Source organism: Phocaeicola vulgatus ATCC 8482 (assembly GCF_000012825.1).
Lineage (GTDB): Bacteria > Bacteroidota > Bacteroidia > Bacteroidales > Bacteroidaceae > Phocaeicola > Phocaeicola vulgatus.
Window position 1 is genome coordinate 4,257,973 of sequence record NC_009614.1, and the last position, 24,479, is coordinate 4,282,451.

Annotated in this window: 25 protein-coding genes; 13 read left to right on the forward strand and 12 right to left on the reverse strand. The window is 44.4% G+C overall.

Annotated elements, in window-relative coordinates:
* Positions 1-3 precede the first annotated feature (3 nt).
* The 4 genes from BVU_RS17160 to BVU_RS22300 form a co-directional block, all read right to left on the reverse strand.
* On the reverse strand, positions 4-2,319 hold the full coding sequence (locus BVU_RS17160; protein WP_012055694.1) for a type I restriction-modification system subunit M: 2,316 nt from the start codon (positions 2,317-2,319) through the stop codon (positions 4-6).
* 6 nt (positions 2,320-2,325) lie between these two features.
* On the reverse strand, positions 2,326-2,712 hold the full coding sequence (locus BVU_RS17165) for a hypothetical protein (protein WP_012055695.1): 387 nt from the start codon (positions 2,710-2,712) through the stop codon (positions 2,326-2,328).
* 4 nt (positions 2,713-2,716) lie between these two features.
* Complete coding sequence (locus BVU_RS17170; RefSeq protein WP_012055696.1) at positions 2,717-2,926, reverse strand: helix-turn-helix transcriptional regulator; 210 nt, start codon at positions 2,924-2,926, stop codon at positions 2,717-2,719.
* A 571-nt stretch (positions 2,927-3,497) separates the two neighbouring features.
* Positions 3,498-3,812 carry a hypothetical protein gene (locus BVU_RS22300; RefSeq protein WP_143707636.1) on the reverse strand — a complete coding sequence of 105 codons (315 nt, stop codon included), beginning with the start codon at positions 3,810-3,812 and terminating at the stop codon, positions 3,498-3,500.
* 453 nt (positions 3,813-4,265) lie between these two features.
* On the opposite strand from BVU_RS22300, the gene BVU_RS17175 reads away from it, so the two are divergent.
* Entirely contained in the window at positions 4,266-4,628 is a 363-nt protein-coding gene (locus BVU_RS17175; protein ID WP_012055699.1) for a hypothetical protein, read from the forward strand.
* A gap of 84 nt (positions 4,629-4,712) precedes the next feature.
* Positions 4,713-5,090, forward strand: a complete 378-nt coding sequence (locus BVU_RS17180; protein WP_012055700.1) for a hypothetical protein — start codon at positions 4,713-4,715, stop codon at positions 5,088-5,090.
* A 33-nt stretch (positions 5,091-5,123) separates the two neighbouring features.
* Here the strand turns inward: BVU_RS17180 and BVU_RS17185 are convergent, their stop codons facing one another.
* Positions 5,124-5,378, reverse strand: coding sequence for a helix-turn-helix domain-containing protein (locus BVU_RS17185; protein WP_041174481.1), 255 nt, complete (start codon positions 5,376-5,378; stop codon positions 5,124-5,126).
* An 865-nt stretch (positions 5,379-6,243) separates the two neighbouring features.
* Between BVU_RS17185 and BVU_RS17190 the strand changes: the two genes are divergently transcribed.
* The 8 genes from BVU_RS17190 to BVU_RS17220 all read left to right on the forward strand — a co-directional run bounded on the left by BVU_RS17190 (position 6,244) and on the right by BVU_RS17220 (position 11,816).
* Positions 6,244-6,813 carry a hypothetical protein gene (locus tag BVU_RS17190; RefSeq protein WP_012055702.1) on the forward strand — a complete coding sequence of 190 codons (570 nt, stop codon included), beginning with the start codon at positions 6,244-6,246 and terminating at the stop codon, positions 6,811-6,813.
* Positions 6,814-6,815: 2 nt separating this feature from the next.
* Positions 6,816-7,313 carry an SLOG family protein gene (locus BVU_RS17195; protein ID WP_012055703.1) on the forward strand — a complete coding sequence of 166 codons (498 nt, stop codon included), beginning with the start codon at positions 6,816-6,818 and terminating at the stop codon, positions 7,311-7,313.
* Positions 7,314-7,596: 283 nt separating this feature from the next.
* On the forward strand, positions 7,597-8,274 hold the full coding sequence (locus BVU_RS17200; protein WP_012055704.1) for a LexA family protein: 678 nt from the start codon (positions 7,597-7,599) through the stop codon (positions 8,272-8,274).
* A 27-nt stretch (positions 8,275-8,301) separates the two neighbouring features.
* Positions 8,302-8,784 carry a hypothetical protein gene (locus BVU_RS22890; protein ID WP_241510160.1) on the forward strand — a complete coding sequence of 161 codons (483 nt, stop codon included), beginning with the start codon at positions 8,302-8,304 and terminating at the stop codon, positions 8,782-8,784.
* The gene (locus BVU_RS17205; RefSeq protein WP_241510159.1) at positions 8,700-9,560 is read left to right on the forward strand and encodes a DUF4113 domain-containing protein; all 861 of its coding nucleotides are present in this window, start codon (positions 8,700-8,702) and stop codon (positions 9,558-9,560) included. Before BVU_RS22890 ends, BVU_RS17205 begins: the two co-directional genes overlap by 85 nt.
* A 166-nt stretch (positions 9,561-9,726) precedes the next feature.
* Positions 9,727-10,224 (forward strand): helix-turn-helix domain-containing protein, encoded by a 498-nt coding sequence (locus tag BVU_RS17210; RefSeq protein WP_012055705.1) that lies wholly within the window; start codon positions 9,727-9,729, stop codon positions 10,222-10,224.
* A gap of 9 nt (positions 10,225-10,233) precedes the next feature.
* Positions 10,234-11,289: an HNH endonuclease signature motif containing protein gene (locus BVU_RS17215; RefSeq protein ID WP_012055706.1), complete on the forward strand. Its 1,056-nt coding sequence runs from the start codon at positions 10,234-10,236 to the stop codon at positions 11,287-11,289.
* A gap of 242 nt (positions 11,290-11,531) precedes the next feature.
* The gene (locus BVU_RS17220; RefSeq protein WP_012055707.1) at positions 11,532-11,816 is read left to right on the forward strand and encodes an HU family DNA-binding protein; all 285 of its coding nucleotides are present in this window, start codon (positions 11,532-11,534) and stop codon (positions 11,814-11,816) included.
* Between the two features lie 86 nt (positions 11,817-11,902).
* Here the strand turns inward: BVU_RS17220 and BVU_RS17225 are convergent, their stop codons facing one another.
* The 5 genes from BVU_RS17225 to BVU_RS22895 all read right to left on the reverse strand — a co-directional run bounded on the left by BVU_RS17225 (position 11,903) and on the right by BVU_RS22895 (position 17,818).
* Positions 11,903-13,474: an RNA-binding domain-containing protein gene (locus tag BVU_RS17225; RefSeq protein WP_012055708.1), complete on the reverse strand. Its 1,572-nt coding sequence runs from the start codon at positions 13,472-13,474 to the stop codon at positions 11,903-11,905.
* 137 nt (positions 13,475-13,611) lie between these two features.
* Positions 13,612-16,902: a DNA primase gene (locus tag BVU_RS17230; protein ID WP_012055709.1), complete on the reverse strand. Its 3,291-nt coding sequence runs from the start codon at positions 16,900-16,902 to the stop codon at positions 13,612-13,614.
* The gene (locus BVU_RS17235; RefSeq protein ID WP_041174482.1) at positions 16,899-17,102 is read right to left on the reverse strand and encodes a hypothetical protein; all 204 of its coding nucleotides are present in this window, start codon (positions 17,100-17,102) and stop codon (positions 16,899-16,901) included. The genes BVU_RS17230 and BVU_RS17235 overlap by 4 nt, the downstream gene beginning before the upstream one ends.
* Before the next feature lie 190 nt (positions 17,103-17,292).
* A complete protein-coding gene (locus tag BVU_RS17240) occupies positions 17,293-17,610 on the reverse strand; it encodes a hypothetical protein (protein WP_012055711.1) in 318 nt (105 codons plus the stop codon).
* Positions 17,611-17,626: 16 nt separating this feature from the next.
* Positions 17,627-17,818: a hypothetical protein gene (locus tag BVU_RS22895; RefSeq protein WP_080510716.1), complete on the reverse strand. Its 192-nt coding sequence runs from the start codon at positions 17,816-17,818 to the stop codon at positions 17,627-17,629.
* Between the two features lie 143 nt (positions 17,819-17,961).
* On the opposite strand from BVU_RS22895, the gene BVU_RS17245 reads away from it, so the two are divergent.
* The 3 genes from BVU_RS17245 to BVU_RS17255 all read left to right on the forward strand — a co-directional run bounded on the left by BVU_RS17245 (position 17,962) and on the right by BVU_RS17255 (position 21,409).
* Entirely contained in the window at positions 17,962-18,411 is a 450-nt protein-coding gene (locus BVU_RS17245) for a helix-turn-helix domain-containing protein (RefSeq protein WP_012055712.1), read from the forward strand.
* A 427-nt stretch (positions 18,412-18,838) separates the two neighbouring features.
* Positions 18,839-20,695, forward strand: a complete 1,857-nt coding sequence (locus BVU_RS17250) for a gamma-glutamyl-gamma-aminobutyrate hydrolase family protein (protein ID WP_012055713.1) — start codon at positions 18,839-18,841, stop codon at positions 20,693-20,695.
* A 276-nt stretch (positions 20,696-20,971) separates the two neighbouring features.
* Positions 20,972-21,409 (forward strand): hypothetical protein, encoded by a 438-nt coding sequence (locus BVU_RS17255; RefSeq protein WP_012055714.1) that lies wholly within the window; start codon positions 20,972-20,974, stop codon positions 21,407-21,409.
* Between the two features lie 60 nt (positions 21,410-21,469).
* On the opposite strand, the gene BVU_RS17260 is transcribed toward BVU_RS17255, so the two are convergent.
* Together BVU_RS17260 and BVU_RS17265 are read right to left on the reverse strand one after the other, a co-directional pair.
* Positions 21,470-23,782: an ABC transporter permease gene (locus tag BVU_RS17260; protein ID WP_005840008.1), complete on the reverse strand. Its 2,313-nt coding sequence runs from the start codon at positions 23,780-23,782 to the stop codon at positions 21,470-21,472.
* Between the two features lie 19 nt (positions 23,783-23,801).
* Entirely contained in the window at positions 23,802-24,476 is a 675-nt protein-coding gene (locus BVU_RS17265) for an ABC transporter ATP-binding protein (protein ID WP_005840005.1), read from the reverse strand.
* Between the last annotated feature and the right edge of the window lie 3 nt (positions 24,477-24,479).

The window sequence follows — 24,479 nt, forward strand, 5'->3', positions numbered from 1 at the left end:
AGCCTACATCAATTTAAGCAATGCTTCGATAAACCCTTGACTCTGGCGATCTAACTCCAGAATATCATGTTCATTCTCTTCCAAAGAGCGAAGTTGAGCAGGCTTATAAAAGTACTTGTTAAACGAAATCTCGCATCCAATCTTGGTGACAGGAAGGTTAATCCACGCTTCTGACACATAAGGATTTACCTCACGCTGCACATACTCCCAAATATCCTCCTTAACAGGAATTTTTTCAATGTCACGCAAATCACTGTCAGCTTCGTAGGTCACATAAGTACCATCCGTTTGTGGGTAATAGCCATAATCGGGCAAAAGACTTTCATCTATGCCGTAAGTAGCCAAAAAAGCAGGAATGTCCTTATTCTTTGCCTTGAGCACTTTGGCAATGACAGGCTTTGCAGTTGGATCTTGTACTGCATTGGTACGCAAGATGGTTTTCAACTGGGCGGCAGTTAGCTTTAATCCTAGCTCCTTGATCGCCTTTTGGTTTAGCGCAAGGAAAAGGTTGTAGTCATCGTATTCAGCCGTGCCTACTTTGTGCATGAGCTTCATTGCAGCCTGTTGCAGGGCACGACGCTCTTGCCATTTCTTGGCACTCACCAAGGTGGTAAACTTCTTGTCTGTTAGCTTTAGCTCGTTCTCATTGAGATATTCTTTAATATCAGTCACCTCTGCTTCGAGACCGCTATACACCTTATCTCCATACGTTTGGTAAAGCCATTTCGAAAGTTCCATCATGGAAGAATCAAAAAGCAGTTCATCGCACTTAACGGCAGAGAAACGGCAACGTAAGCGTAGCGGACGCTCAATTTGTACGCTGTAATAGCGGAAGTCGTCGCCATCAAAAATCTTGCTCGAAATGCGTACGTCATCATTTGCCTCACATTCAGTGCGATTCATGTAAATACGTACAATATCATCTGCATCCTTAGGCGTTACCTCGCAGTTACGGCTACCTAGATTCTTGCGCAATTTGTCGAAAGCTTTCGAAGCATCAATGAGTTGCACCTTGTGGTCTTGTTTGTGATTGCTCAGCAGCCACACATAGGTACTGATACCGGTGTTGTAGAAAATATTATTAGGCAACTGCACAATTGCATCCACCAAATTATTCTCAATAAGATAGTAGCGACGGATATTAGATTCACCCGAGCCAGCATCGCCTGTAAACAGAGATGAGCCATTGTGAATGGAAGCCACTCTTGAACCTTGTGGTTGTGCTTCCAGTGACTTCATTTTATCCACTTCTTCGAGAATAAACAGAAGTTGTCCATCACTGGTGCGCGGCGTAGAATCCACAATTTCTTCTTCACCAATGAAATTAGTCAATTTCAAGTTGAAGCGTGCATCAAGCAGATCCTTATCATGATAGATTTTTTTCTTGTCCTCTTTCCACGATTTGCCATAAGGTGGATTGGTAAGCATATAACCAAACTGCTTATTATGGAAATGGTTCTCAGTGATTGTGTTACCACGGTGCATACCTTCAGGATCTACTCCTTTAATGATAAAGTCACTCTTACAAATAGCATAAGTTTCAGGGTTGACCTCTGTGCCATACATCTGAATGGCATTTGGAGTTACGCCCATGTTGAGTAAGTAGTCACGGCCTTCTGTAAGCATACCGCCCGAACCACAAGCAGGATCATAGAGTGAAATAATTTTAGGGAGATTATCTTTTACGGGTTCAAATACCATCTTAGCCAACAGTTCAATCACATCACGGGGCGTGAAGTGCTCACCTGCTTCCTCATTATTTTCTTCATTGAATCGGCGGAGCAGTTCTTCAAACAACGTACCCATTTGAAGATTAGACACAGCCGGAAGCGGTAAGCCGTCGGGGTCGGTTGCAGGACGGTCGGTAAGATTCAAACGGGGGTCCGTAATGCGTTCTATGATTGAAATCAATCGGTCATTATCGGCCAATTTCTTAACCTTCGCATAAAACTCAAAGTTCTTCAATACATCCTTGACATTCTCACTATAGCCATTCAGATATTCAATGAAATTGGTATAGTTGATGTCATTATTATCTGAGGATTGATTTTTCAGTCGATTGAGTGTCCACTTTGATAGGTTGTAATACGTTTGTCCCGACTCATCTTTAAGGGCTTCCTCATCTAAATTATCTGCAAGTCCAGCCTCAATCTGACTTTTGTATTCTTGCTCTACAGCTACTTTGGTAGGTTCCAACAAAGCATCGAGACGTCGCAGTACAACCATAGGAAGAATTACATCACGGTATTGACCGCGAAGAAACACATCACGCAGCACATCGTCTGCTATATTCCATATAAGGGCTATCAGTTGCTCCATTTTTTCTTACTTAAATTGTTTTTGTATATACTCAAAAAGCTCCGGATTATTTCTCATTGGATGCTGCAAACTGCGGCCTCCGTGAAATCCGTGCTCAAATAGTTTGGTTTCACTTAACGCATCACCAGTGTACTCCTCTAGAAGTTCGAGTTTAAAGGTTTTATCTTTGGGGGCTACTCCATTCCAGTAAGCACTATCGCCGCGTTCTTGATTGGCGGCAGTAACAATGGTCTTGAAACGCACACATCGTTCGTTTGACATGAAGAGATAGACTATATCTCCAATTGCAAACCTTACTCTGTCCTGTCGCCAAGATATGTAACCTAACTCTTGAAGAGCTTTTGCATGGTTACATTTTGATTTATTTGCGAATACCAGCCAATTATAATTCATGCTTCTAATCTTTTTGTGGAGTCGGTACTAACAAATCTCTAATGTCAACGCCTAAAGCTATTGCCACTTTTCTCAGTGTAGCAAGATCTGGCTGGGATGAATTAGTGCACCATTTTGAAACAGTAGCAGGGTCTTTGTCCAATTCTGCAGCCAGCCATTTATTTGTCCGCTTGCGCTCTGCAAGAACAACTTTTATGCGATTCAAATCTTTCATTTCAATTTCTAGGTTTATTGCGTTTGGTACAAATTTAGTGAGAATATATGGAATACGTATGAAAATATCTGTCTTTTCTCTTTTGAATGTAATTCATGTAATAACGAACGACCATTTGAGAGGATTATGGCATCCGGTTTACTCCATGTCTGCGACACCAAGCAAAGCCCGGCTGAATGGCTTTTGCAACAAGTGGGGACTCCAGTCCATTGCCACAGAGAGAAGCAGCAGGGTTTCACTTCGCTCCACTCAGCTATTTCTCACTGTGTCAATGAGGTCAGGCTGCTGGTCAAACGATGATTAGCTCAATGGCTCTACCGAACGCAGGCTGACGCTTGCGGAAGTAGAGCCATCGAATGGTTTTGGAGGCTGGCTCACAGATGTTGGCCGCCACTTCCGACTTATCGTATTGCATGCGATGCCGGAAGTGACGACCTTTTGGGAAGATGCACCATCCGGTTTGCTCCGTGTCTGCGACACCAAGCAAAGCTCGGTTGATAGGCTTTGGCTACAAATGGAAGCTTCAGTCCATCGCCACTGTGAGAAACAGCAGGCTTTCACTTTTCTCCACTCAGCTGTTTCTCACAGTGTCAATGAGGTTGGGAAGCTGGTCTTCAAACGGTGATTTGCTCGATGGTTCTACCGAACGCAGGCTGACGCTTGCGGAAGTAGAGCCATCGAATGGCTTTGGAGGCTGGCTCACAGATGTTGGCCGCCACTTCCGACTTATCGTATTGCATGCGATGCCGGAAGTGACGACCTTTTGGGAAGATGCACCATCCGGTTTGCTCCGTGTCTGCGACACCAAGCAAAGCCCGGCTGATTGGCTTTTACTACGAGTGGAAACTCCAGTCCGTTGCCATAGAGAGAACCTACAAGGCTCCACTTCGCTTCACTTTGTAGGTTCTCACAACGGCAACGGTTTTCGGGAATGTGCATCTTCAAGACGATCGGAATGCTGGGTTACGCGGACTTTCTGAGGAATATGTTTGAGATGACTTGTTAGAACTAATCTTTTTCCTTGGAGTCATGGTCGGGAAAGTCTTGAAAACCATTGGAGCTTCTTGGTCCAACTCGTTTTGTACGTGCAAAGGTACTGCGGACGGGAGAAACGTCAAGTGCCGCTGACGCTTTCGGACGGAGTACTTTCCGGCAGCCTTTCACAATTTGTGCCAAATTGGGTATTCCGAAAAGTCCTCTGTCCTCACACTTGCCTTATTCCCCCTGGTGTCCGCAGTGTAAGGAGGCACGAAAAAACGGTTTTCCCGACCAAGAAGCTCTAAAGGGCTTCACAAGAGGGAGAAGAATCGGAAACGTAACCAACTTAAATAATACAATTATGTGCAGACTTATGACAACACAGTTGGAGGAAGCCTTGAAAGGCTATCCTCTCTATTCCCAGGACGGCAAGGGAAAGGACGCTATTTGCCGTGCCATCTTTGCGCTCGGTGGAGTGCGGTGGTTCATTCTTGAAGGCGAAAAGGAAGGCAACGACACCATTCTCTTCGGTATCGTCATCGGACTGATGAAGGACGAGTATGGCTACATTTCTTTGAATGAACTTTCGGACATTGAGTTGGATTTGACCAAACAAGGCTTCGGCAAGCTGCAAGTGAGGCAGCAGGAAGACTTCCAACCGACACCGCTGAAGAAACTGCGCGACAGCCGGTTGCAGGAGTTCCTTGCAAGAATGGGCAGTTGAGTATGATAATGAAGTAATAACAAAATGACCTGCCTTATCCGTCACGGACCGGGCAGGTCTCAAATAGTAGGTTTAGTCTGAGATATGAGGAATGGAAATATATTCAGTATCGCAGCCCAACTCGGTTGGACTGCTTCCGCTCAGTACAAGGAGGGCAAACTCTTCTTTGACTTCCAACGGAAGACCTTGAGCGGTGTGCCGTTTACCTTCACGGCAGAAATGAAGGACGGCAAGGTAAGTAATCTGGTGAAGGAGATTGAGTCCTTCGTGGATGCCATCGAGCCGGAGACTTGTGCTTCGGAGTGGATGGTCCGGTCGGGCACCGTGGCACCATCCCGTTTCCGGCAGGCCGTGAGCGACATGGATGCCATCCGTACCGAAGCGTGGCTGTTGGCTTGCCAGCTGGCCGAGGCGGACGGCAAATCCGTCTTGGCAGGTCTGCCCTGGAGCCAGTGGAACTGAGTTCCGCTGGCCAATAAGTCCAAAAGCAGCCCTTTATTCACGAGGGCTGTTCTTGAACTTGCGTCCTCTTCTTGGAAGACCCGCTTCCTTGTAGGCAATAAGGTCGCTTCCCCGGAAGAGGATGCCCCTTTTATCGGTGTAGATCCGGATAAAAGGCAAGGGTCGCTCGGGATTGTTGATGTAGTCGTAGATGGTGCATCGGTGTACCCCGAGATAAAGGCAGGCTTCCTTGATGGTGTAGTTCCGGTCGGGAGCTATCGCTATCCATGTGTTCTTCAAGTCGGTCATAGGCATAAGCGTTTGATGCAGTAAAGTTACGAAGAAATACCTTGTGTGACAATAGCTTCCGTGTGATGCAATGAGGGATTTTGGGTGACTTTGTGGGATTTTGTGATACCCCCTGCAAAAAGTTAGGCAAACATTCATCCGTCTTTCATCCAAGAATGGCACTTAGTGTGGGGCTGCATCAAAAAAACACCTTCTGCAGTTTCCGGCGGTATAGTTAGGGTGGTGACAAGATAGCCAGGGTGACAACGGGCTGGAAAGGCCTGGAGCCGCTTCCGAAAGCCATTGTATTTCAATATCTTTTCTTTTTAAAGGAAAAAAATTATAGAATAGAAAAGCCGGAATTTGTCAACCAGTGGTTATAATTTTTCTGCCGCAGATTTTTTTGTCAACGCTTGTCAACGTTTGTCAACGCTAACGGATGTATTAAAGCTGTTGATATACAATGACTTTTGCTGTGGCTATCTTGTCAAAGCGAAAATGCTCCCATTCTAGAAAATGAAGCGACTATTTTATAAGGAATTATTCGTGTGAGTATGAGGGTGTAGAAGAAGGAGCAAAATGTACCTGCAAGGTCTTGTAGAAGTATCTGTCAGGGATGGAATGAGGAATATCCGGTTCTGTGAAGTGATGAATGAAATGACCGCTCACCGTTTTCTCATCTTGCCTACGAGGATATTTTTTTGCAAAGGTAGGCTGTTCCCACCAAATGTCAAATCTCTTACAGAAAATCTTCCTCAAACAAGTTGAGCGTATTTTCTGTCCTGAATTTACCTAATTGGTGGCTGCCAGCACTCTGAAAAAAGCAAAAAACATCCCTTCGGACAAGCTGCAAAACAGCAAAACAAGAGGGAAAAAATCAGAGCGTATGGCACACATGGACAATTACCTCAAGAAGCAGTTGGAAAAACCTCAGACATGGTTCTGCAAGTATTTCCCGAAACGCATCCGCAATGTCGGCGAAAAGGAAGTGACTGACAGACAGATGGTATATGATTTCAAGGACGGAAGAAGTTTTGAGGCAGTGGCACAAATGACCGCAGCAAGCATGAAGGAGCAGTATGGCGATTTCTGCAAGGACATCACCTTTGTTCCGGTTCTGGCATCCACCTCCGAGAAGAACGAACTCCGCTACAAGGCTTTTTGCGAGAGAGTCTGTGAACTGACCGGAGCCATCAACGGCTTTGAGCATATAAAGGTAATCGGTGGACGCCTTGCCATCCACGAGAACCGTAAGCTGGAGAAGGAAATCCGCAGGGTGAGCATCATCGAGTTTGATGAAATTTGGTTCAACGGCAAGAATATTGTTACCTTTGACGATGTAATCACCCGCGGTATCACTTGGGCTACCTATTCCGACCAATTGGAGAACTTGGGTGCACACGTCCTCAGTGGCATCTTCTTGGCAAGAACCCATTATAGAGTAACAACGAACTGACAATGATAGAAAAGAGAATAATGAAGGTGAAGGCAACCGCAAAGGCAGTTGCCTTTACCGGACATAGAGAAATATCCCACAATCACCAAGGACAAGTACGAGAACGGCTGAAGGATGCCGTTCTGCAAGCCATCCATCAAGGAGCCAACAAGTTCTACTGCGGCATGGCGCTCGGCTTCGACATGATGGCAGCGGAAGAAGTCCTTTCCCTCAAGTTGAGCATCCCCATGCTGAAACTGATAGCGGTCGTACCCTTCAAGGGACAGAGCGCTTCCTGGTCCATGGTGGAGCAGCAGCGCTATGCCTATATCCTTTCCAAGGCAGACGATGTGGTGCATCTGAGTGAGGACTACTTCAACGGATGCTATTTCAAGCGGAACGACTACATGCTGTCGCAAGGCAGTGTGATTGCCTGCTTTGACGGCAAACCGAAGGGCGGCACAGCTTACACCTGTCGCAAGGCAAGGGAGAAGCGGATGCCTGTCGTCAATGTGTATTAGTTTACAGCTTTCAATAAACGAGTAACGGGAAGCTAAACGCAAAAATATTTGCGTCCAGCTTCCCGTTTTGCGTGAAAATAGGCTGTTTTTGATGGTTGAACGCAAAAAAAATTGCGTTCAACGGTTAGGAAGGTTTCTTTCTGAAAGTGGCTTTTTTGAGATGAATAAGTCGGATTAAACCTCGAAGTCATAAGGATGTTATACGTTTTTCATATGTTTTTTGAAATACGTATAACATTATTCGGAAAACTGCTTATCTTTGTGCAGAAATAGTGTTTAGACCATGGGTAATCAGGAAAAACAAGTGATAAAACAAGCGGAAAACCAGCCCAAGAAACCCGGTAGAGGAGGTAAAAGACCAGGTGCAGGTCGCCCCAAGGGTACCAGCAAACTCTATGCTTTCCGGGCCGATAATGAAGTGGCTGCCTATCTGGACAGCCAGGAGAACAAGACGGACTTTATCAAGGAATGTATCGTCTGGCAGATGGAGGTTGCTAAAAGCAGGCAGGAAGACGAAGCTTTGATGCAGTTGGGGGAAGTGATGCCTACCAGCCGTGTCAAACCGATGACGCTGCCTTTCTTTGATGTGAAGGTGGTGGCCGGTTTCCCCATTCCTTTGAACAACGATGAACTGGCGCAGGACATTGAGGTGTTGAAGATGCTGTGCCCACACCCGGACTCTTCGTACTTGATCCGAGTGCAAGGCCGTTCGATGATTGAAGCCGGAGTGAATGATGGCGACATCATCATTGTAGATAAGAGTGAACGGAACCCTACGGAAAAGCAGATTGCGGTCTGCGAACTGAATGGAGAGTACACGCTGAAACGGGTTTGCAAGAAGGAAGGAATCCTTTGGCTGGTTCCGGCCAATCCCGAGTACCCCGAGATTAAAATCATTGATGGTGATGATTTCAGTGTTTGGGGAGTCGTGACGTATATCATCCATAAGCCTGTTTACTAATTTCTATAATCCGTTTGCCAACAACTCATGATTGCTTTAGTCGATTGCAACAGCTTCTTCTGTTCCGTGGAAAAGGTCTTCCATCCCGGACTGAACGGAAAGCCCGTCTGTGTGCTTTCCTGCAACGATAGCTGCATTGTTGCCCTGACCCCGGAAGCCAAGGCACTGGGGCTGCGTCGTGGAGACCCCATCTTCAAGAAGAAGGGTATTGTGCAGCACTATGGGGTGAAGCTGTTTTCTACGAACATGTATCTCTATGCGGCCATGTCCAAACGGGTGAACAACATTCTGCGGTCTGCTGTGCCTCATTCGGAAACCTATTCGATTGATGAATCCTTCCTCTATCTGGACGGGCTGGAGAAGTACCATAATTTGGAGGACTACATGAGCGGAGTGGTGGAAAAAATCAGGCTCTATACGGAAGTGTGGGCATTGCACCGACCAAGACATTGGCGAAGATTGGCAGCAAGTTCGCCAAGCAGTACAAAGGCTACCGCTCGGTGTGCCTGATAGATAATGAAGAGAAGCGCCGGAAAGCGTTGGCACTCTTTGAGTTGGCAGATGTGTGGGGAATTGGCAAACAGACCTTGACCAAGTTGAACTACCTGGGCATCCGTACTCCGCTGGACTTTGCCGACAAGAAAGGAAGTTGGGTGCACAGCCACTTCACCAAGCCGGGATTACAGACGTGGAAGGAACTGAACGGCATCCCATGCATTGACACCTCGGAGGTGTTGCAACGACAGACTATCTGCACCAGCCGGAGTTTCGGACTTTTGGTAACCGATTATAACGAATTGAAGGCATCTGTAGCCAGCTTTGCGGCCAGCTGCGCCAACAAACTCCAGGAACAGCACTCGTTGACTTCTGCCGTGACGGTATTCGTATCGAGCACCCGCTTCCGGGAGGAGCTTCCTCTGTATTCCAACGGGCAGACCAGGATTCTGCCCATGCCGACCTCAGACACGATAGAGATTACACTGGCAGCACTGGCAGTGCTGAAGGAGATTTATCGGGAAGGCATCGGCTACAAAAAGACGGGAGTCATTTTGGGAAACATCACCGATGTTTCCTACATCCAGCAGAACCTCTTTGACGAAGTGAAGAACCGGCCGGAGCGGATGCAGCTGATGAAGCGCATTGATGAACTGAACCACCGATTCGGTTTGCGGAAAATACATTTGGCCGTGGAGGGTGAAGAGAATCAGGCCTGGCATGCCAAGAGTGAATTCCGGAGTGGTAACTATCTGTCGGACTTGCGAGAGATACTGACGATTCAGATATAGTGATGCTGGGATTGTCACTATATTTATGTGGTTGTTTATCAAAAATCCTACGATTAAGGTTTAAATAAAGAATACCAATTGGTATATTTGCCAATTATTGCTATCTTTGCATTGTTTTGATAACATTTAAAGGTGGCGGCAACACTTAAAATGCGGCAGAATAATTATGACAAATCAAAATGAACTTTCCTTTTTGGAAATTCCCAATCAATCATCCGCGCAGATAATTAGCCGGAACGAGGTAGAGGTAATAGCTCCCGATGGTGAGGTCTTTACCGTATTATGTCAGATAGGTGCTTATACGAGCAAAGAGACACAAACCATAGAACTTTATTGGTTGGAGTCTTTGTTTGACAAGAACTTTTCCGCTGACAAAGAGGAAATGATTAATGCTATTTGGCGAGAATCCATGCAGTTTGCTATTGGTGGCGGAATAATAGGCATCAGTACAGGTACTCGCCATAAGGATAGAGCACGTATCGGTGAACGTATTCGTCAAATCCGTATGGATAGAGGTATGGAAGCTCGTGATTTAGCAAGACTTTCCGGCATAGATGCAGCTAATCTGTGTCGTATCGAGAATGGTAAGTATTCTGTAGGGCTAGATATTTTATCTAAGATAGCAGCAGCTTTAGGGAAGAAAATAGATTTTGTTGACCTTTAATAGCTTGTTATGATTGATATAGATGACTACAAAGTAGAGGTCTCTTGTGAATATAAGGGTGAAACCTATTCCGTACGAGATAACGGTGCTATTATGAGACATCCTAAAAAAGGCGGACGAACAAGAGCATTGGATGGTAAATGGACATTTGGAAAGAAGGATGAATCCAATGGTTATATGTTTTTTTCTTCTAACATTCGTGTTCATCAAGTTGTTGCTACAGCTTTTTGGGGGCAAAACAAGGAGGAAGGAATGGTGGTAGACCATAAAGACACCAACAGGTGTAACAACAGAGCTGAGAATCTTCACTGGGTAACAAAGCTTGAAAATGTGTTGAACAATCCGATTACTCGTAGAAGAGTTATCAATATTTGTGGAAGTGTAGAAGCTTTTCTTAAGAATCCTGCTTTGATATGGAATAGTTCTGCTGATCCTAATTTTACATGGATGCGCACTGTGACAGAGGAAGAAGCTGCGAAATGTAAGGCGAACCTAGAACGATGGAGTAAAGAAGATGTAGATTTCTTTAATTCACCTAAAGTCAACGGTTTAGGCGAATGGATTTACAGTGATGTGCGATCCAATAATGACGTCCTTCATGAAAGGAAGCCACTACCCCAACATCCTGAATTTGAAAAGTTAGATGAAGAACAAGTAGAACTTGAAGACGATCCAATGTGTAGTTTCGATGAGTCATTAACCCTCAATGCACTACAAGAGTATTGGAGAACTCCTACAGAGTTTTCTTTATGTCCTTCTGAGGTTCTGTCATTAGAAACATATTATGCGTTGCTTAAGAAGGGAAAAGTCTTTTATTCTAATACTTATGGTTCAGGTATTATCATTGAAGCTGCAATTTCTGATGACAAAAATGAATTGTGTGTTGCGACCCATAATCCTGAAGCATTAAAGAATTGGGGCATTACATACATTTATATCTTGGGCGGCAAGTACATTCATCGGAGTGGTGGAACATTTTTTTCAGAGATAGGTGCTTTAAAAGCAATAACATTTTTCCAAGGTAAAGAATGGACAGGCGGCGATTGCATAGATGATTATTGCTAATCAGTAAGTTTACATATATGTAAAGGGGAAAGATTATCAAATAAGATAGTCCTTTCCCTTTTGTCATCAAGATAGAATAGTTAATGGTATGAAACCCATTTTATGGATTCTTCTTGGATATGATTAGCCTTCTTCTAATAGATTAGTTGCTTTTGTACTGATTTATAGAGCAAAAACGAGTTTGCTTGGTGTTTGTTTGAGGTGCATTGCTTATCTTCGTGTGCTTTTTTAAGAATGTAGAAATGACGAAAGCAGAATTATGTAAGAAAATATCCGCAAAGACGGGATGTGATGCCCAGACTATACTGGCAGTAGTGGAGAGTTTGATGGTGGAAGTGAAGGAATCACTGGAGAAGGGAGAGAATGTTTATCTGAGAGGCTTCGGCAGCTTTATCGTAAAGCAGCGTGCAGAAAAGACTACACGAAACATTTCGAAGAATACCACTATTATTATACCGGCTCATAACATCCCGGCTTTTAAGCCTTCCAAGGAACTGGTGAAGCTGGTGAACAAACTGGAGGATTGATAGCTGTTTGCAAAGGATAAACCATAAAAGCGAGCCGTTTCTTGACTCGCTTTTATGGTTTATCTTAAATGGGCTTTTGCACTACTTTACTTCAATAGCTTCCAGTAGCCGGCTTTGGTCGGACCAATATGCTCTACAATATGTTTCAATTCTTCGATGTCGCGATGAATGGTACGGGCATTGACACCTAGCTTGTCTGCCATTTCCTCCATCGTAATCCTTGAATTCTTCCTGATCAACGAAACTATCGCTTGATGGCGCTTATTCTTTTTAGAATTTTCTTTCTTGTCTGTTGACTTTTTAAGAGAAATATTCAAATCGTCTTCATCATTGGTGGAAATGGTTTCTTGGGACATTTGTCCGTTTCTTGGGACATTTTCCACAGTTTCTTGGGACATTTTCTCATTTCTTGGGACATTTTTCACGATTTCTTGGGACATTCCCATATAGGTAATGGAGAAGATGAACTGTGAACCATTGACGATTTCCACTTTGTAGTCGGGATAGTACAAGGGAGCATAGCGCAGGATATTACGGGTGCCGGAACCCATGTCTTCCACCCAGGACAACTCATGGAACACGCGCACCAGCAGCGGATTCTTGGTATAGTTACTCAATTCCTGTAACGTGAGTTCGCCTTCGGGAATCTCCGGCAGCAGACGGGTGGGGTTCTTCGTGATTACTCGGTCCTTGAATACATGATAGAAACAGGCATAGCCTGTACTGAAATCGCTGTGTACGCAAAGATTGGCCACAATTTCACGGAAGAGGTCCCAGCGCAGGTCTTCCCGTTGGGTGGTACCTTCTGGCAGGTAGAACTTGTTCGGTAGGTAGCGTTCTGTAAACTGCGTCAGTCGGTCATAGACCTTGATCAGGTTACAGCGCATCGTGATGCGGTCGTCGTACCGGTTGGGAAAGCGCTTGATGTCGTTGTATTCCTCGTAGGTACACATGTGGAACAGTGCCTCGAAGCGGTAACGGGGCATGTACTCCTCAATGGCTTCTTCCTTGCCAAACAGAATGAGTGCGGCATACTTCAACTTTAGTTTCCCGGTTTCTCTGTCTTTCTTGGCCAGACGGGTATGAAGCAATATATCTTTATCAGCCAGCTGCAGCCAAGGATGGTTCGGTTTGATGACAGCCAGAATATTACGGCAGTACTGGAAAGTATCACTGTCCAAATCTTCCAGTGTCAGTTCCTCTACAATCCTTTCTTCAAAAAGATGCGGATTCTTTCGCTCAAAGAGCGACAACAGCAATTCCGGCTGGTCGGTTACATCAATGTCTGCATCTCCATTACGATCCCAGTATTTCCCCTTGTAACGGTAAACGTATTGGCCGCAAGGTATGTCCAGATGCAGGACCATCTTCCCTTCAACGGTAAGTATTTGCGGTGTGAAGTAGGGACAGGGCAAGAATAAATCAGGATTCTTGATGGCAGTGATGATATTACCCTGCAGTGTGGTGGCTTTGTCTGGATTCACTCCGACAATCTCACCATTATCCTTGACTCCCACAAGGATGTGGCCACCACTATGGTTCAGAAAGGAGCAGACGGTTTCATACAATGAATCAGAAATCTGTTCATAGCATGTTTTGTATTCTATTTGAGCATTCTCTCCAGCTTGGGAGAGCTTGATAAATTGGTCTTCTCTCATGAGGTTCAGTAACTTTTTTACAGATATATGTGGCATGGTCCTATCATTGAGACCCATGATACAAAGATAATTCTATTTCCTGAATGTTCGAAATAAAAAGGCCTTTATATCATGGGGTGTTAATCACATCAATTTTCTTACATATCAGAATCATCTTCACTGTTTTCCGTTATCACTTCCGTTTCCAGATCTAGTCCGAACATCTCCTTGAGCTGCAGGTAGTCGAAGCAAAGTGCTTTGGGACGGTTCACCTTAGGACTTTGGATTACCTTTCCGTCTTTCACAAGCGTCACGCAATCCAGGTTGCCGCTGGGTAGCAGGATGTAGAAGCGGTCCTGCTTGGTGCCCAGAAATGCCGGATGGGATTTGAGGTACGACAGAATGGTGGACCACGATGAGCGGTTGGCCGTGATGTTTTGGGTGGAGTTACGGCTGCTGAACAGCGAAGAGATGGCTGCCATGTTCAGGTAAAGTATCGGACGGGCTTCCAAGAACTCCATATCTTCCTTGACATTCATCGGACGGAACTTCTTGAGATAGCGAATGTTGAAGTGTACTTTTTCCGTACACTTTCCGATGGATTGCCAGCCCTGAAGCGTATTCCAGAAGTCTGCCACTTCGGAACTTTCCTGTGCCAGCTCGTTCTGGTTTCGCATACCGTTAATGGTGGTTTCCAGCATCTGGGTATAACCAAAGGGAAGATGCAAGGCGGATTCCAGTGTGCGGAGTGTGGCCAACGGAATAATCCAGTTACCGAAGATACGGTCATGGATGCCTTCCTGCTCCATCTTGATGGCAAGTTCCCGCTTGGTGAGGGAGTACATATCGGAAAAGTTCTTCTCAAACAGCTCCCTATGTTTTAAAATATCGAGGGTCAGATGGGTCAGACCTTGATTGCAAATGGACTGCAATTCTTCGTAATGCTTTTTCTCCAGAACGTTGAACGAGGTCTTGGTGTAGGCCAAAAAGAGGACACGGGTATAGAGTGCCATATCCTGCGTCGGTTTTTCCTGTCCGCAGATGACGACTCCCGTGCTGACGATGGTCTGAGAGGCCATGCCGTCCGTGTTGGTGTTTTTCTTGGTCTGACCGCCACCACCCCAAAGGCCTTTGAGAAAAGCTATCTTCCGTACATCGAGGTCGTTCTTGTATTCATCAAAAACGACCAGGGTGTTGACTGCCTGCGATACTCGGTCGTTCATAGCCGGAACCGATGCCACACCCATGTTGGGCGGTTCCACGTCATGCAGGAAGAAGGCCTGCAGACTGGTGGCCAGTGTGGTCTTGCCGGTTCCTTTCTCACCAAAAAGATTCAGGATGGGGAAATGCCGGGTTCGCTTATAGACCACATCTCGGAAAAGAGTAGCAATCAGGTAGCCAAAAGCGATGCGGGCATTGTCGCCAAAGACCTCCGTCAGCTTTTCCACGAAAGAGTGGAGAAGCACCCCGTTGCTATTTTGGTGTACCATCAGTCGTTCAAATTGGTAGATTTCCGCATTGTCCCGGTAGATTTTAGAGGTGGCGGGAATGTAATAGGCATGGTGGCTGTCATCTTGGATAATGCCCATTTCGTCAGCTTCATGAAAGACACCATGCTGATAGATGCCGTTGCCGAAAGCGAAGAACTCTTTGTTCTCGTTCCAGCCAAGCTTGCGGATTCGCTCGGCCGTCTGGGTGCGGGAGTAGAGGAACTCCTTGACGCTGTTCAGTTTGTCTATCTTGCCCAGCCATACATAATTGCCGACCGAACCTATCTTCTGCTGGAAGTTGGAGATGGAGCACATCTCGGATTCCTTCAACTCGATGATGCAGCTGTCCCGGAAGGAGTTGAACAGCCGGAACAGGCGGACTCCGTTGCATTCGTCATGGATATGGAACAGAGGTTCCATCCGAAAGTTGGAAAGGCGGATGGGGTCTTCATCATCCTTGCCCAGGCAATAGTAGCAGTTGTTGCGGACAAACAGGTTGAGCTGCCGGAGTGCATCGGTCTCTTCCTGTTGTTTGTCCATCATGGTCGGCTGTTTGGCCCTCTTGGCCTGGTTGCGGGCTTGTGTCACGGCATCCTTCCACAGACGGGCTTTGCCGTAGATTTTACTCAGCTGCTCGATGCACTGCTCATACACGAACTGGTCCTTTACATAACGCAGCAGGTCGGCTATCTGATTGACGCAGTTGATTTCCCTGAGCAACGAACTAGCCGTGGCAAACTGCTTCTCTGCCAGCCAGACGATGAAATGCTTTTCCCTCAGGTTGCGGTAGATTTCTTCGCTCAGGATGTAGCTGTCGGCATCATTCTTGACAAGCACCTCCCGTTGAGCATCTTTTGGAATAGTCCCTTCGTACTTTTCCTGCAGTTCATCTTCCGTCAGTTCCCAGGTGCCGAAGGGCAATTCCTTGACCGTGGCATGGAACCCCTTTCGGATGGCCAGTGTGCCGCATTCCATCACAGCCTTGAAGCCAGGACCGTATTGGCCTTCCGGAGCCACATCAGAGTCAGGAATGAAACAGAGGGAGGACTTATAGCGCTTGAGCAGGTTCAGCTGGTTCTCGTTCCAGCTGGTGCCCAAAGAGGCCACTGTGTTCTCCAGACCGATGGATTGCAAACGCAGCACATCAGGGGCGCCTTCCACAATGATGAAGTTCTCGGCATCCCTCAATCGAAAGGCGCGGTCGATGCCAAACAGGGTTTCTCCCTTGGTGTAGAGCACGCTGGTGGCGGAATTGATGTACTTGGGGGCATGGGGATTGGCGCCGATATAACGGGCCGTATAGGCAATGATACGTCCCCACCGGTTCCGTATCGGAATCATGATCCGTTCGCGGAACATGGGGTAACTGGTGCCATCCTCCTTCCGTTTGAGCATGCCCAGTTCAAAGAGCAGTTCCTCTTTCAATCCTTTCTGTTGACAGTAATCGCGGAAGGCGTTGCTGTCTTTCGGGGCATATCCCAATCCGGCCTCAGAGCAAAAGTCTTCCGGCCAGCGGTTGTAGGCATAACATCGGGCATTCCAAGAATCCTCCGTAGTTGCCAGGCGAAGGCTGTCCACAAAGAAGGTCTGGAGTATATCCAATGCGGCCAGAAGGGATTCCTTGTGTTTCTGTTCGGCTATGGCTTCCCCGCTTTGTTCCTCTTCCTTTTCATAATCTACCGGGATTCCGTGCTGTTTGGCCAGAAAATGCACCGCATCGGTGAAGGAAAGGTTTTCCTTCTCCATAATAAACCGGATGCCATCGCCTCCCCGGTTGCAGCCGAAGCAGTGGTACAGGTTCTTGGAAAGATTCAACGAGAAAGAAGGGGTTTTCTCCGAATGGAACGGACATAGCCCTTTCATGTTGAGTCTGCCGTCACGCGAAAGCTTCACATACGGCTCCACAATGGACTCGATGGGCAGTTCCCTGACTTTATCAAGTGTATCTTCGCTGGTCATAACATGCGGAGTTTAAGCCAGCAGTCCAGGATGGACTGGCCGGAATATTTCAGACGTCGGGAAGTGACCGGATTGATGGGCTGTATGTAGCCGTTCATCCGGTATTTACGCAATGTCTTGTAGCAGACACCCAGTTCCGCACAAGCTCTTTTTACTGAATAGACTCCCAAGGGGTCTACTATTGGCTTTGATTCTATCATATCTTTCTACTTTTTGGATATACCAATGGCCTATGAGAATAGGGTACACCAGATTTGTGTGGTATTCTCATTACATATTCAAATTGATAAAATCCAGTTCCTACTATTATGGTTTGTCTCCCAATAATGAATTAAGTGGCTATACTCTGGGAGGATGACGAGGTTAAGTATAGTCGCTGTCGTTTTTAATCTAGTCTTTTTTATCTTGCTTACGTACTTGTTTAGTTCTTACTTGAACTTTTTTAAAGTAGTCTTGAGTGGTCCGCTGGAGAAGTCTAAGGTCTGCAGTTCTGTATTCTAACTTGCCTGGTCGTTTGCACGGTTCAACCTTTCCTTCTTTCCGCCAGCGTTCAACATTACGTCTGCCAAATAATCTCCAGGCCTTGTTTTGACTGATGTATTCAGGGTCATCATGAGTGGATTGAATCATGTTGGCGATTCTAGCTGCTAGGTCATTGGCGAACTCTTCGTATGGAATCATTCGGTCCGAGAATTCTAGAACATTCATAGGACTCAGGTTTACTCTACGAAACTCGTGTAACCATAATCGTGTGGGTCTCCCGATTTGTTCTGGTTTTGAACTGTCGGTTGAGAATCATTCCCAGTTCGGAAGCTTGTGTTCGAACACTTTTCATCTTTTCGATGGGGAACTCCATGCTTTCGCCTACTTCAAGAGAAACGAGCGCAGGACGAATTTTTGTAGAAATTTCATTCATAAAACTTTGATGTTTGATGTTTAATGTTTAACTTTGCCCATGGTTATGGGTTTGTACACCGCAAATTAAATGATTTATGTTTATATAACCAATAAATGTTTGATGTTTTTTTGAGCTTCAATTAAAAATTTCGTTCGGATGCTATGAGTATAGGAATAAAACATGTTCATATAGGCAGGGAGATTGATAAACGACGTCTAGAGCTAGGTATCAGTAAATCAGAGCTTGGGCGGCGTATTCATGTACCCCAGCAGCACATCAACCGCATTCTGGAGAAAGAAACCATCGACACAGGCAAACTTATAGATATAAGTGTAGCCTTGGAGAAGAATTTCTTTGATTTGTATGCTTCCGATACGCACAACGTATCTGCATATTTAGCAGCAGTGTCCATTCATGGAGATGCCAATAATATGATTGGCGAATCGGAAGTGGCGAGTGAGCTGTCCCAAACGAAAGTTGTTTTGGAGGAAAAAGACAAGACCATTCAAGTTCTAACTGACGAGATCAAACGTCTGGAGGAATCACTTGAGGATAAAACACTCATCATATCCTTCTATAAGGAGAAGGTGGGTGAACCCATAAAGAAATAACCATAGTATTAACCATAGTTGCCTAGTCTGGAGAGATTGGTAGAGCTTGTAGTGAGTACAAGATTTTAGTGAAGAAATTGATTTGAGTTGCAGAGTCAGAGCTTGCCATCAAAGTGTAAGCATCTGATAGTTAAGCCAACTTTTCAACGATGCCTTTAAGCCATGATGGAAAATCCATCAAACTTTAAGCTTTAAATAAACATTCGCTTACACTCCGCTTACAACGATAGTGTTAGCAGTTGAATATCATAGCTATATTAGAGTGGCTCAGGCTGCTGTTGAAGATATGAAGTAAATTGAATATTTTCTGAATATAAAGGTGGGAGGTGCTTGGAATAAGTACCTCCTACTCTATTTTTATGGCATTTTATTTTTTCAATAAAAACATAGTTTATACATTTGCCTGCAAGACAAAATCTATATTCATATGAAAAACAAATGCCTCTTAGTATTACTGTTAGCTTTGGGATGTTGCCATGTACAAGCACAAAAAAGTCAAAAGGATCCTTTGTCCGAAGCACTCGTCCGGTTGAATCAAAAAGTGGATTCCGAATTGATTCCCGAAATAAAAAGGTTTCCCCTGATTGGAATTTCCACAGATATAAGTCCGAAACGGACAGCCGTAAACACGGCATATGTACAGTCAGTCATTCTCTCTGGAGGAATTCCTTACATGATACCTGTAACGGATAATGTAGAAATACTGCGTCAAATTGTATCCCGGCTGGACGGAATTGTCTTTACAGGTGGAGAAGACATCCAACCAATGTATTATGGCGACCTTCCTTATGAAAAACTGGAAGAAGTAAGTCCCGCCCGGGATACCTTCGACTTGATGGTGCTGAAAATGGCCGCAGATCGGAATATTCCCATATTAGGAATTTGCAGGGGACTACAATTAATGAATGTAGCTTTCGGTGGAACTTTATATCAAGATCTGCCCACGCAACATCCTTCAAGTGTCAACCATCGCCAAAAAGAATCCGGCACTACCACCACCCATCCGATATCCATCATAAAGGGAAGCAAGTTGGCAGACATTACAGGACAAGAAGTGCTGCAAGTCAATACATTCCATCATCAGGCTATCCAGAAATTGGCACCGGGATTCAAAATCACGGCTTGGGCACCCGACAGCATAGCGGAAGCTATAGAAGCTTATCCCATACGACAAATGATAGGTGTGCAATTTCATCCGGAAATATTTACAGCTGCCGGAGATACCACCATGCATAAATTATTTAAATTTCTGGTGAATAAGGCTGACACATTTAATCTGGCCAAAGATATCCATAGCCGTATCCTTTCCATTGACACTCATACAGACACTCCTCTTTGGTTTAAAAACGGTTACAGTGTAGGCCTGAGAAAAGACAACATGGTCAGCATCCCCAAAATGGAGGAAGGCAAATTGGACGCACAGTTCCTAGCCGCATTTATATGGCAGGGGAAACGGGATGACGCATCTTCACAAAAAGCCGTAGAAAGCACCACCCGATTAATTCAATCCATTTATGACGAAGTAGAGCAATACAAAGATTTTTGTGGCATCGCCCTTACGGAAGAGGATTTGGTACGTTTAAAGAATGAAGGCAAGAAAGCTTTCTTTATAGGGATCGAGAATGGTTACGCCATCGGCAAGGACTTAAAAAATATAAAAAAATACAAACAGATGGGAGTTAATTATATAACTCTCTGCCATTCTTATGATAACGATATTTGCCATTCGTCCACTCATACGGAAGATGCGACTCAAGGACTGACACAGTTTGGTCGTGAGGTAGTGAAGGAAATGAACCGGTTAGGTATTATGATAGACATATCACATGCCAGTGAAGGTACTTTCTGGGATGTGATAAAATATAGTGCACAACCTATCATCGCCTCTCATTCCTCGTCAAAGGCTTTATGCGACCATGACCGTAATCTAACAGACGAACAACTCCGTGCCCTAGCGAAAAATGGCGGAGTGGCACAGTTATGTCTCCTCGATGCCTATATCAATAAAAAAACAAAAGCCGCATCCATTTGTGATGCAGTCGAACATTTGGACCACATGATTAAAGTAGCCGGCATAGACCATGTAGGAATAGGTACAGACTTTGATGGCGGTGGTGGTCTGCAAGGATGTAGAGGAGATAATGACTTAATTAATCTGACCATAAAAATGATTGAAAAAGGATATACAGAAGAAGACTTAAGGAAGATTTGGGGAGGTAATCTCTTGAGAGTAATGAAGCAAGTACAGGAAGCACCACTTCTTTCTTCAAAAAAACGCAGATAATACCCAAACAAGGATAATTAAAAATATATAGAAATATCCTATTATCATTTTTCGGAAATTATCAGGGCTGTCTCACCAATGGACAGCCTCTTTTTGTAACTTACAGTTTAATAGTAAAAGAAATAAGACAGACCTTATTCCCCTCTCCTCACCATAGGAATTTTCCTATTACAAATAGGGAAACTCTCCTTTACAAATAGGAATATTCCGTTTATTGTATCATTCCCTCCACTTATCTTTGTGACATAAGAAAAACAAATTTTAAAATTAACGGATATGAGAACAAAAATACTGAAATACTTCGGAATGGTAGTTGTACTGATAATAATGGTTAACCTAACCTCCTGTGAAGTATCCATAGAAAGTTGGTACGATGATGATGATTACAGCGAAATATATTACAGAACCACTCGGGAACTATGCAGCCGGACCTGGCAAGAAACTTGGGAACAAGACGGTGAATACTACACACAACGACTAGACTTTTACGAAAATAGAACAGGCACAGACATCATACGAATAGAACATCGAAACGGCTATGTAACCGAAGACAGGTACAATTTTGAATGGAGATGGGATAACAGCGCACAGACATGTATCCGTATGGTTTACGGTCCCAGTGACATTTCATATTTTGAAAATATATGGTTGGCCGGAAACTTCTTAAAAGGCACATTGGATGGTGTCAATGTAAATTTCACAGGAATCAGGTAAAAAAAAAAAAGCGGGATGATACCCAACACATATCATCCCGCTCTCCTTTTTCCAAATACACTACTCAACTTTAATACTCTTTACCGGATTCTCATTAGCAATACGCCAAGCTCTAACAACGACACACACCACTATCAGAGCGATAATCACCAATGCTGTTCCGACAAAATACAACGCATTCATATCTATCGTTTCGGCAAATTGATCCAACCAAGCCTTTCCTGTAAAGTACGATACTACAATTCCCATCAAGACCGATGGGACAGCAACATATAATATATCACGGGACAGCAACCGAAGAATAGTCGAAGCTTCAGCACCATTCACCTTACGGATAGCTATTTCCTTACTGCGACGTTGTGTTTCATCATTCACGTAACCTATCAACCCCATAACAACAATAAGCAAAATAAAAGTAGAAGTAATCCATACAGAATTACGAAAACGATATACATTGCGATAGATTTCCTTCAGCATGGTATCTATCGGAATAAATTCCAATGCCTTAGTGGAATGCACCTGCTCCATGTATTCGTTCAGCTTTTTCAAACTCTCATCGTATGGCTGCTTTAAACGTACATCAAAAGTGTGACTGGTATTATGACTATAAACCAAAGCCACGGGAAACTGCTTATAAAGAAAAGACGTATTGCGCACATTACGGAATACACCAACAATGGTTCCGGCTTTATCAAAATCATTCAACCGTTTGCCTACTGCCCCATCTGTCCATTTCATCAGCCGCACTACTTCTTCGTTGACCAATACATCTCCCTCATTCTGCATATCTTTCCCTTCAATAATAGTAATCCCCATGGTTTCAGCATAATTCTTATCACAAGGATTATACATCAAGGTTTCTATTCGCTTGCCACTATTATCAATCAGCCCACGAGTCCAATATTCTCCCAGAACACCATGCATAGAACGGGTGGCATTTTCCACCATGGGTTGACGACGAAGATCGTTAACCATATTCTCTGCTTCTTCGGGTGACATCCATGTTTCCGCCTCCACCAATCCTGGAGTACGGATACCCATATCACTATTAATCAGATGATGATACTGCATCAAAGATACTAACAAAATCCCCATCACAAAAGATACCCCCATAAATTGTACAAATAAAAGAGAACGCTTCCACCCCTTTTTCCCATCTGTGTAACGACGAAAAACTTGAGTGACAGGAATGCGTGAAAACAATCTTCCCGGCAGCACTCCGGCTACTATGAACAGTACAAAAACAATGAGCATCGGAACCCATAAAGTTTCCAATGTAAAGAGTGAGGACAACTGCACCGAAAGTAAATCTTCTATCAGATCTTTGGTATTGAAAATAATAAAGAGGGCCACTATAACGGACATCAATACCACAATCCCCGTCTCAAAAAGGAACATACTGAAAATATTGATTGCACTGGCACCACTACACTTATGCACACCTATACTTTTTGCCCTGCGGCTCATGGTAGCAATAGCTACTAATACATAGTTCATGATTGCCACAAAAAATATGGCAAAGCCCAAAAAACCATAAATGTAAAGGCGAGTGCGGGTATTTGAGTCATCCAGATGAATTTCGGGCAATGGCTGTGCATCATAAAAATTTCTCCATTCATCATCAGCAGAATCAGGATAATATTTTTGCATAGCCTTGTATATCTGACGATTGATTTCTTCCCTGTCCACCCCATCGCGCAAACGGAGAATAGTATAATAAATGTCATTACGCCCCCATGTTCCACCCCCTATATAACCACCTCCGGCATAAATGGGAGCTACAAAATCAAAATGATAGGCCGTATTTTCCGGAGTATCCTGATAAACACCACGGACTGTCAGTTCATGCTGTTTATCCAAAGATAATTTTTGTCCCACAGGGTCCTGTCCACCAAAGACATCACGAACAAAAGTTTCAGAAACGAATATGCTCCCTGCCCTTTGCAATTCCTCAGGATTCCCTTTCAATACTTTGATGCCGAAAGTACGGAAATAGCAAGTATCTACATAAGCGTAGTTTACGTCTTTCAGCTTATGACCATCCTTGAATACATTTAATGTCTCAAAATTGAAAATGACTGTAGCATTTTCAATCCATTGTGACAAATCACTGCGGAATGCTTCTGCCATCGGAGCAAACAAGCTATCATCATATCCTTCTCCTTTCTCTCCAGTCTTTACATTCTCTCCTCCTCCACGTACCAACACCAATCGGTCGGCATCAGGGTAACATTTTTCATAATTGAGTTCAAATGCTATTTGTGAAAAAAGCAGAACACCAATAGTCAAGCCTAATGAAAGCGATATGACTTTTGTCACATTGCTTCCACGGCCGTGTAATGTCGATTGTATTGCATAATAGATTTGTTTCATTACAACCACCCTTTCATTATTATTCTTTAATGTTCGCCACTACACTACCGTCAAACAAATGAATGACACGATGAGCAAATCCGGCATCATGCTGAGAGTGAGTTACCATGACAATACTAGTCCCCTCCTTGTTAAGTTCGGTCAATAGATTCATTACTTCAGCACCGTTCTTTGAGTCCAAATTACCGGTAGGCTCATCGGCGAGGATCAATTTAGGGTTAGTAACCACAGCACGGGCAATAGCCACACGCTGTTGTTGACCGCCGGAAAGCTGTTGCGGGAAATGCTTGGCACGATGACTCAAGTTCATTCGCTTTAAAATTTCCAGAACACGCTCCTTACGTTCACTAGCCTTGATTCCAAGATAAGTCAACGGTAATTCCACATTTTCAAAAACATTCAGTTCGTCTATCAGATTAAAGCTTTGAAATACAAAACCTATTACACCTTTACGCAGGCGGGTGCGTTCTTTTTCTTTCAGATTGGCTACTTCATTGCCCAGCAACTTGTAACTGCCTTCAGTAGGATTGTCCAACAGACCAAGGATATTCAATAAGGTGGATTTTCCACAACCTGATGGTCCCATAATAGCTACAAACTCTCCTTCTTTCACCTCTATGTTTACATGATTCAACGCAATTGTTTCTACTTCTGAAGTACGAAATACCTTACTTAAATTTTCAATCTGTATCATAAT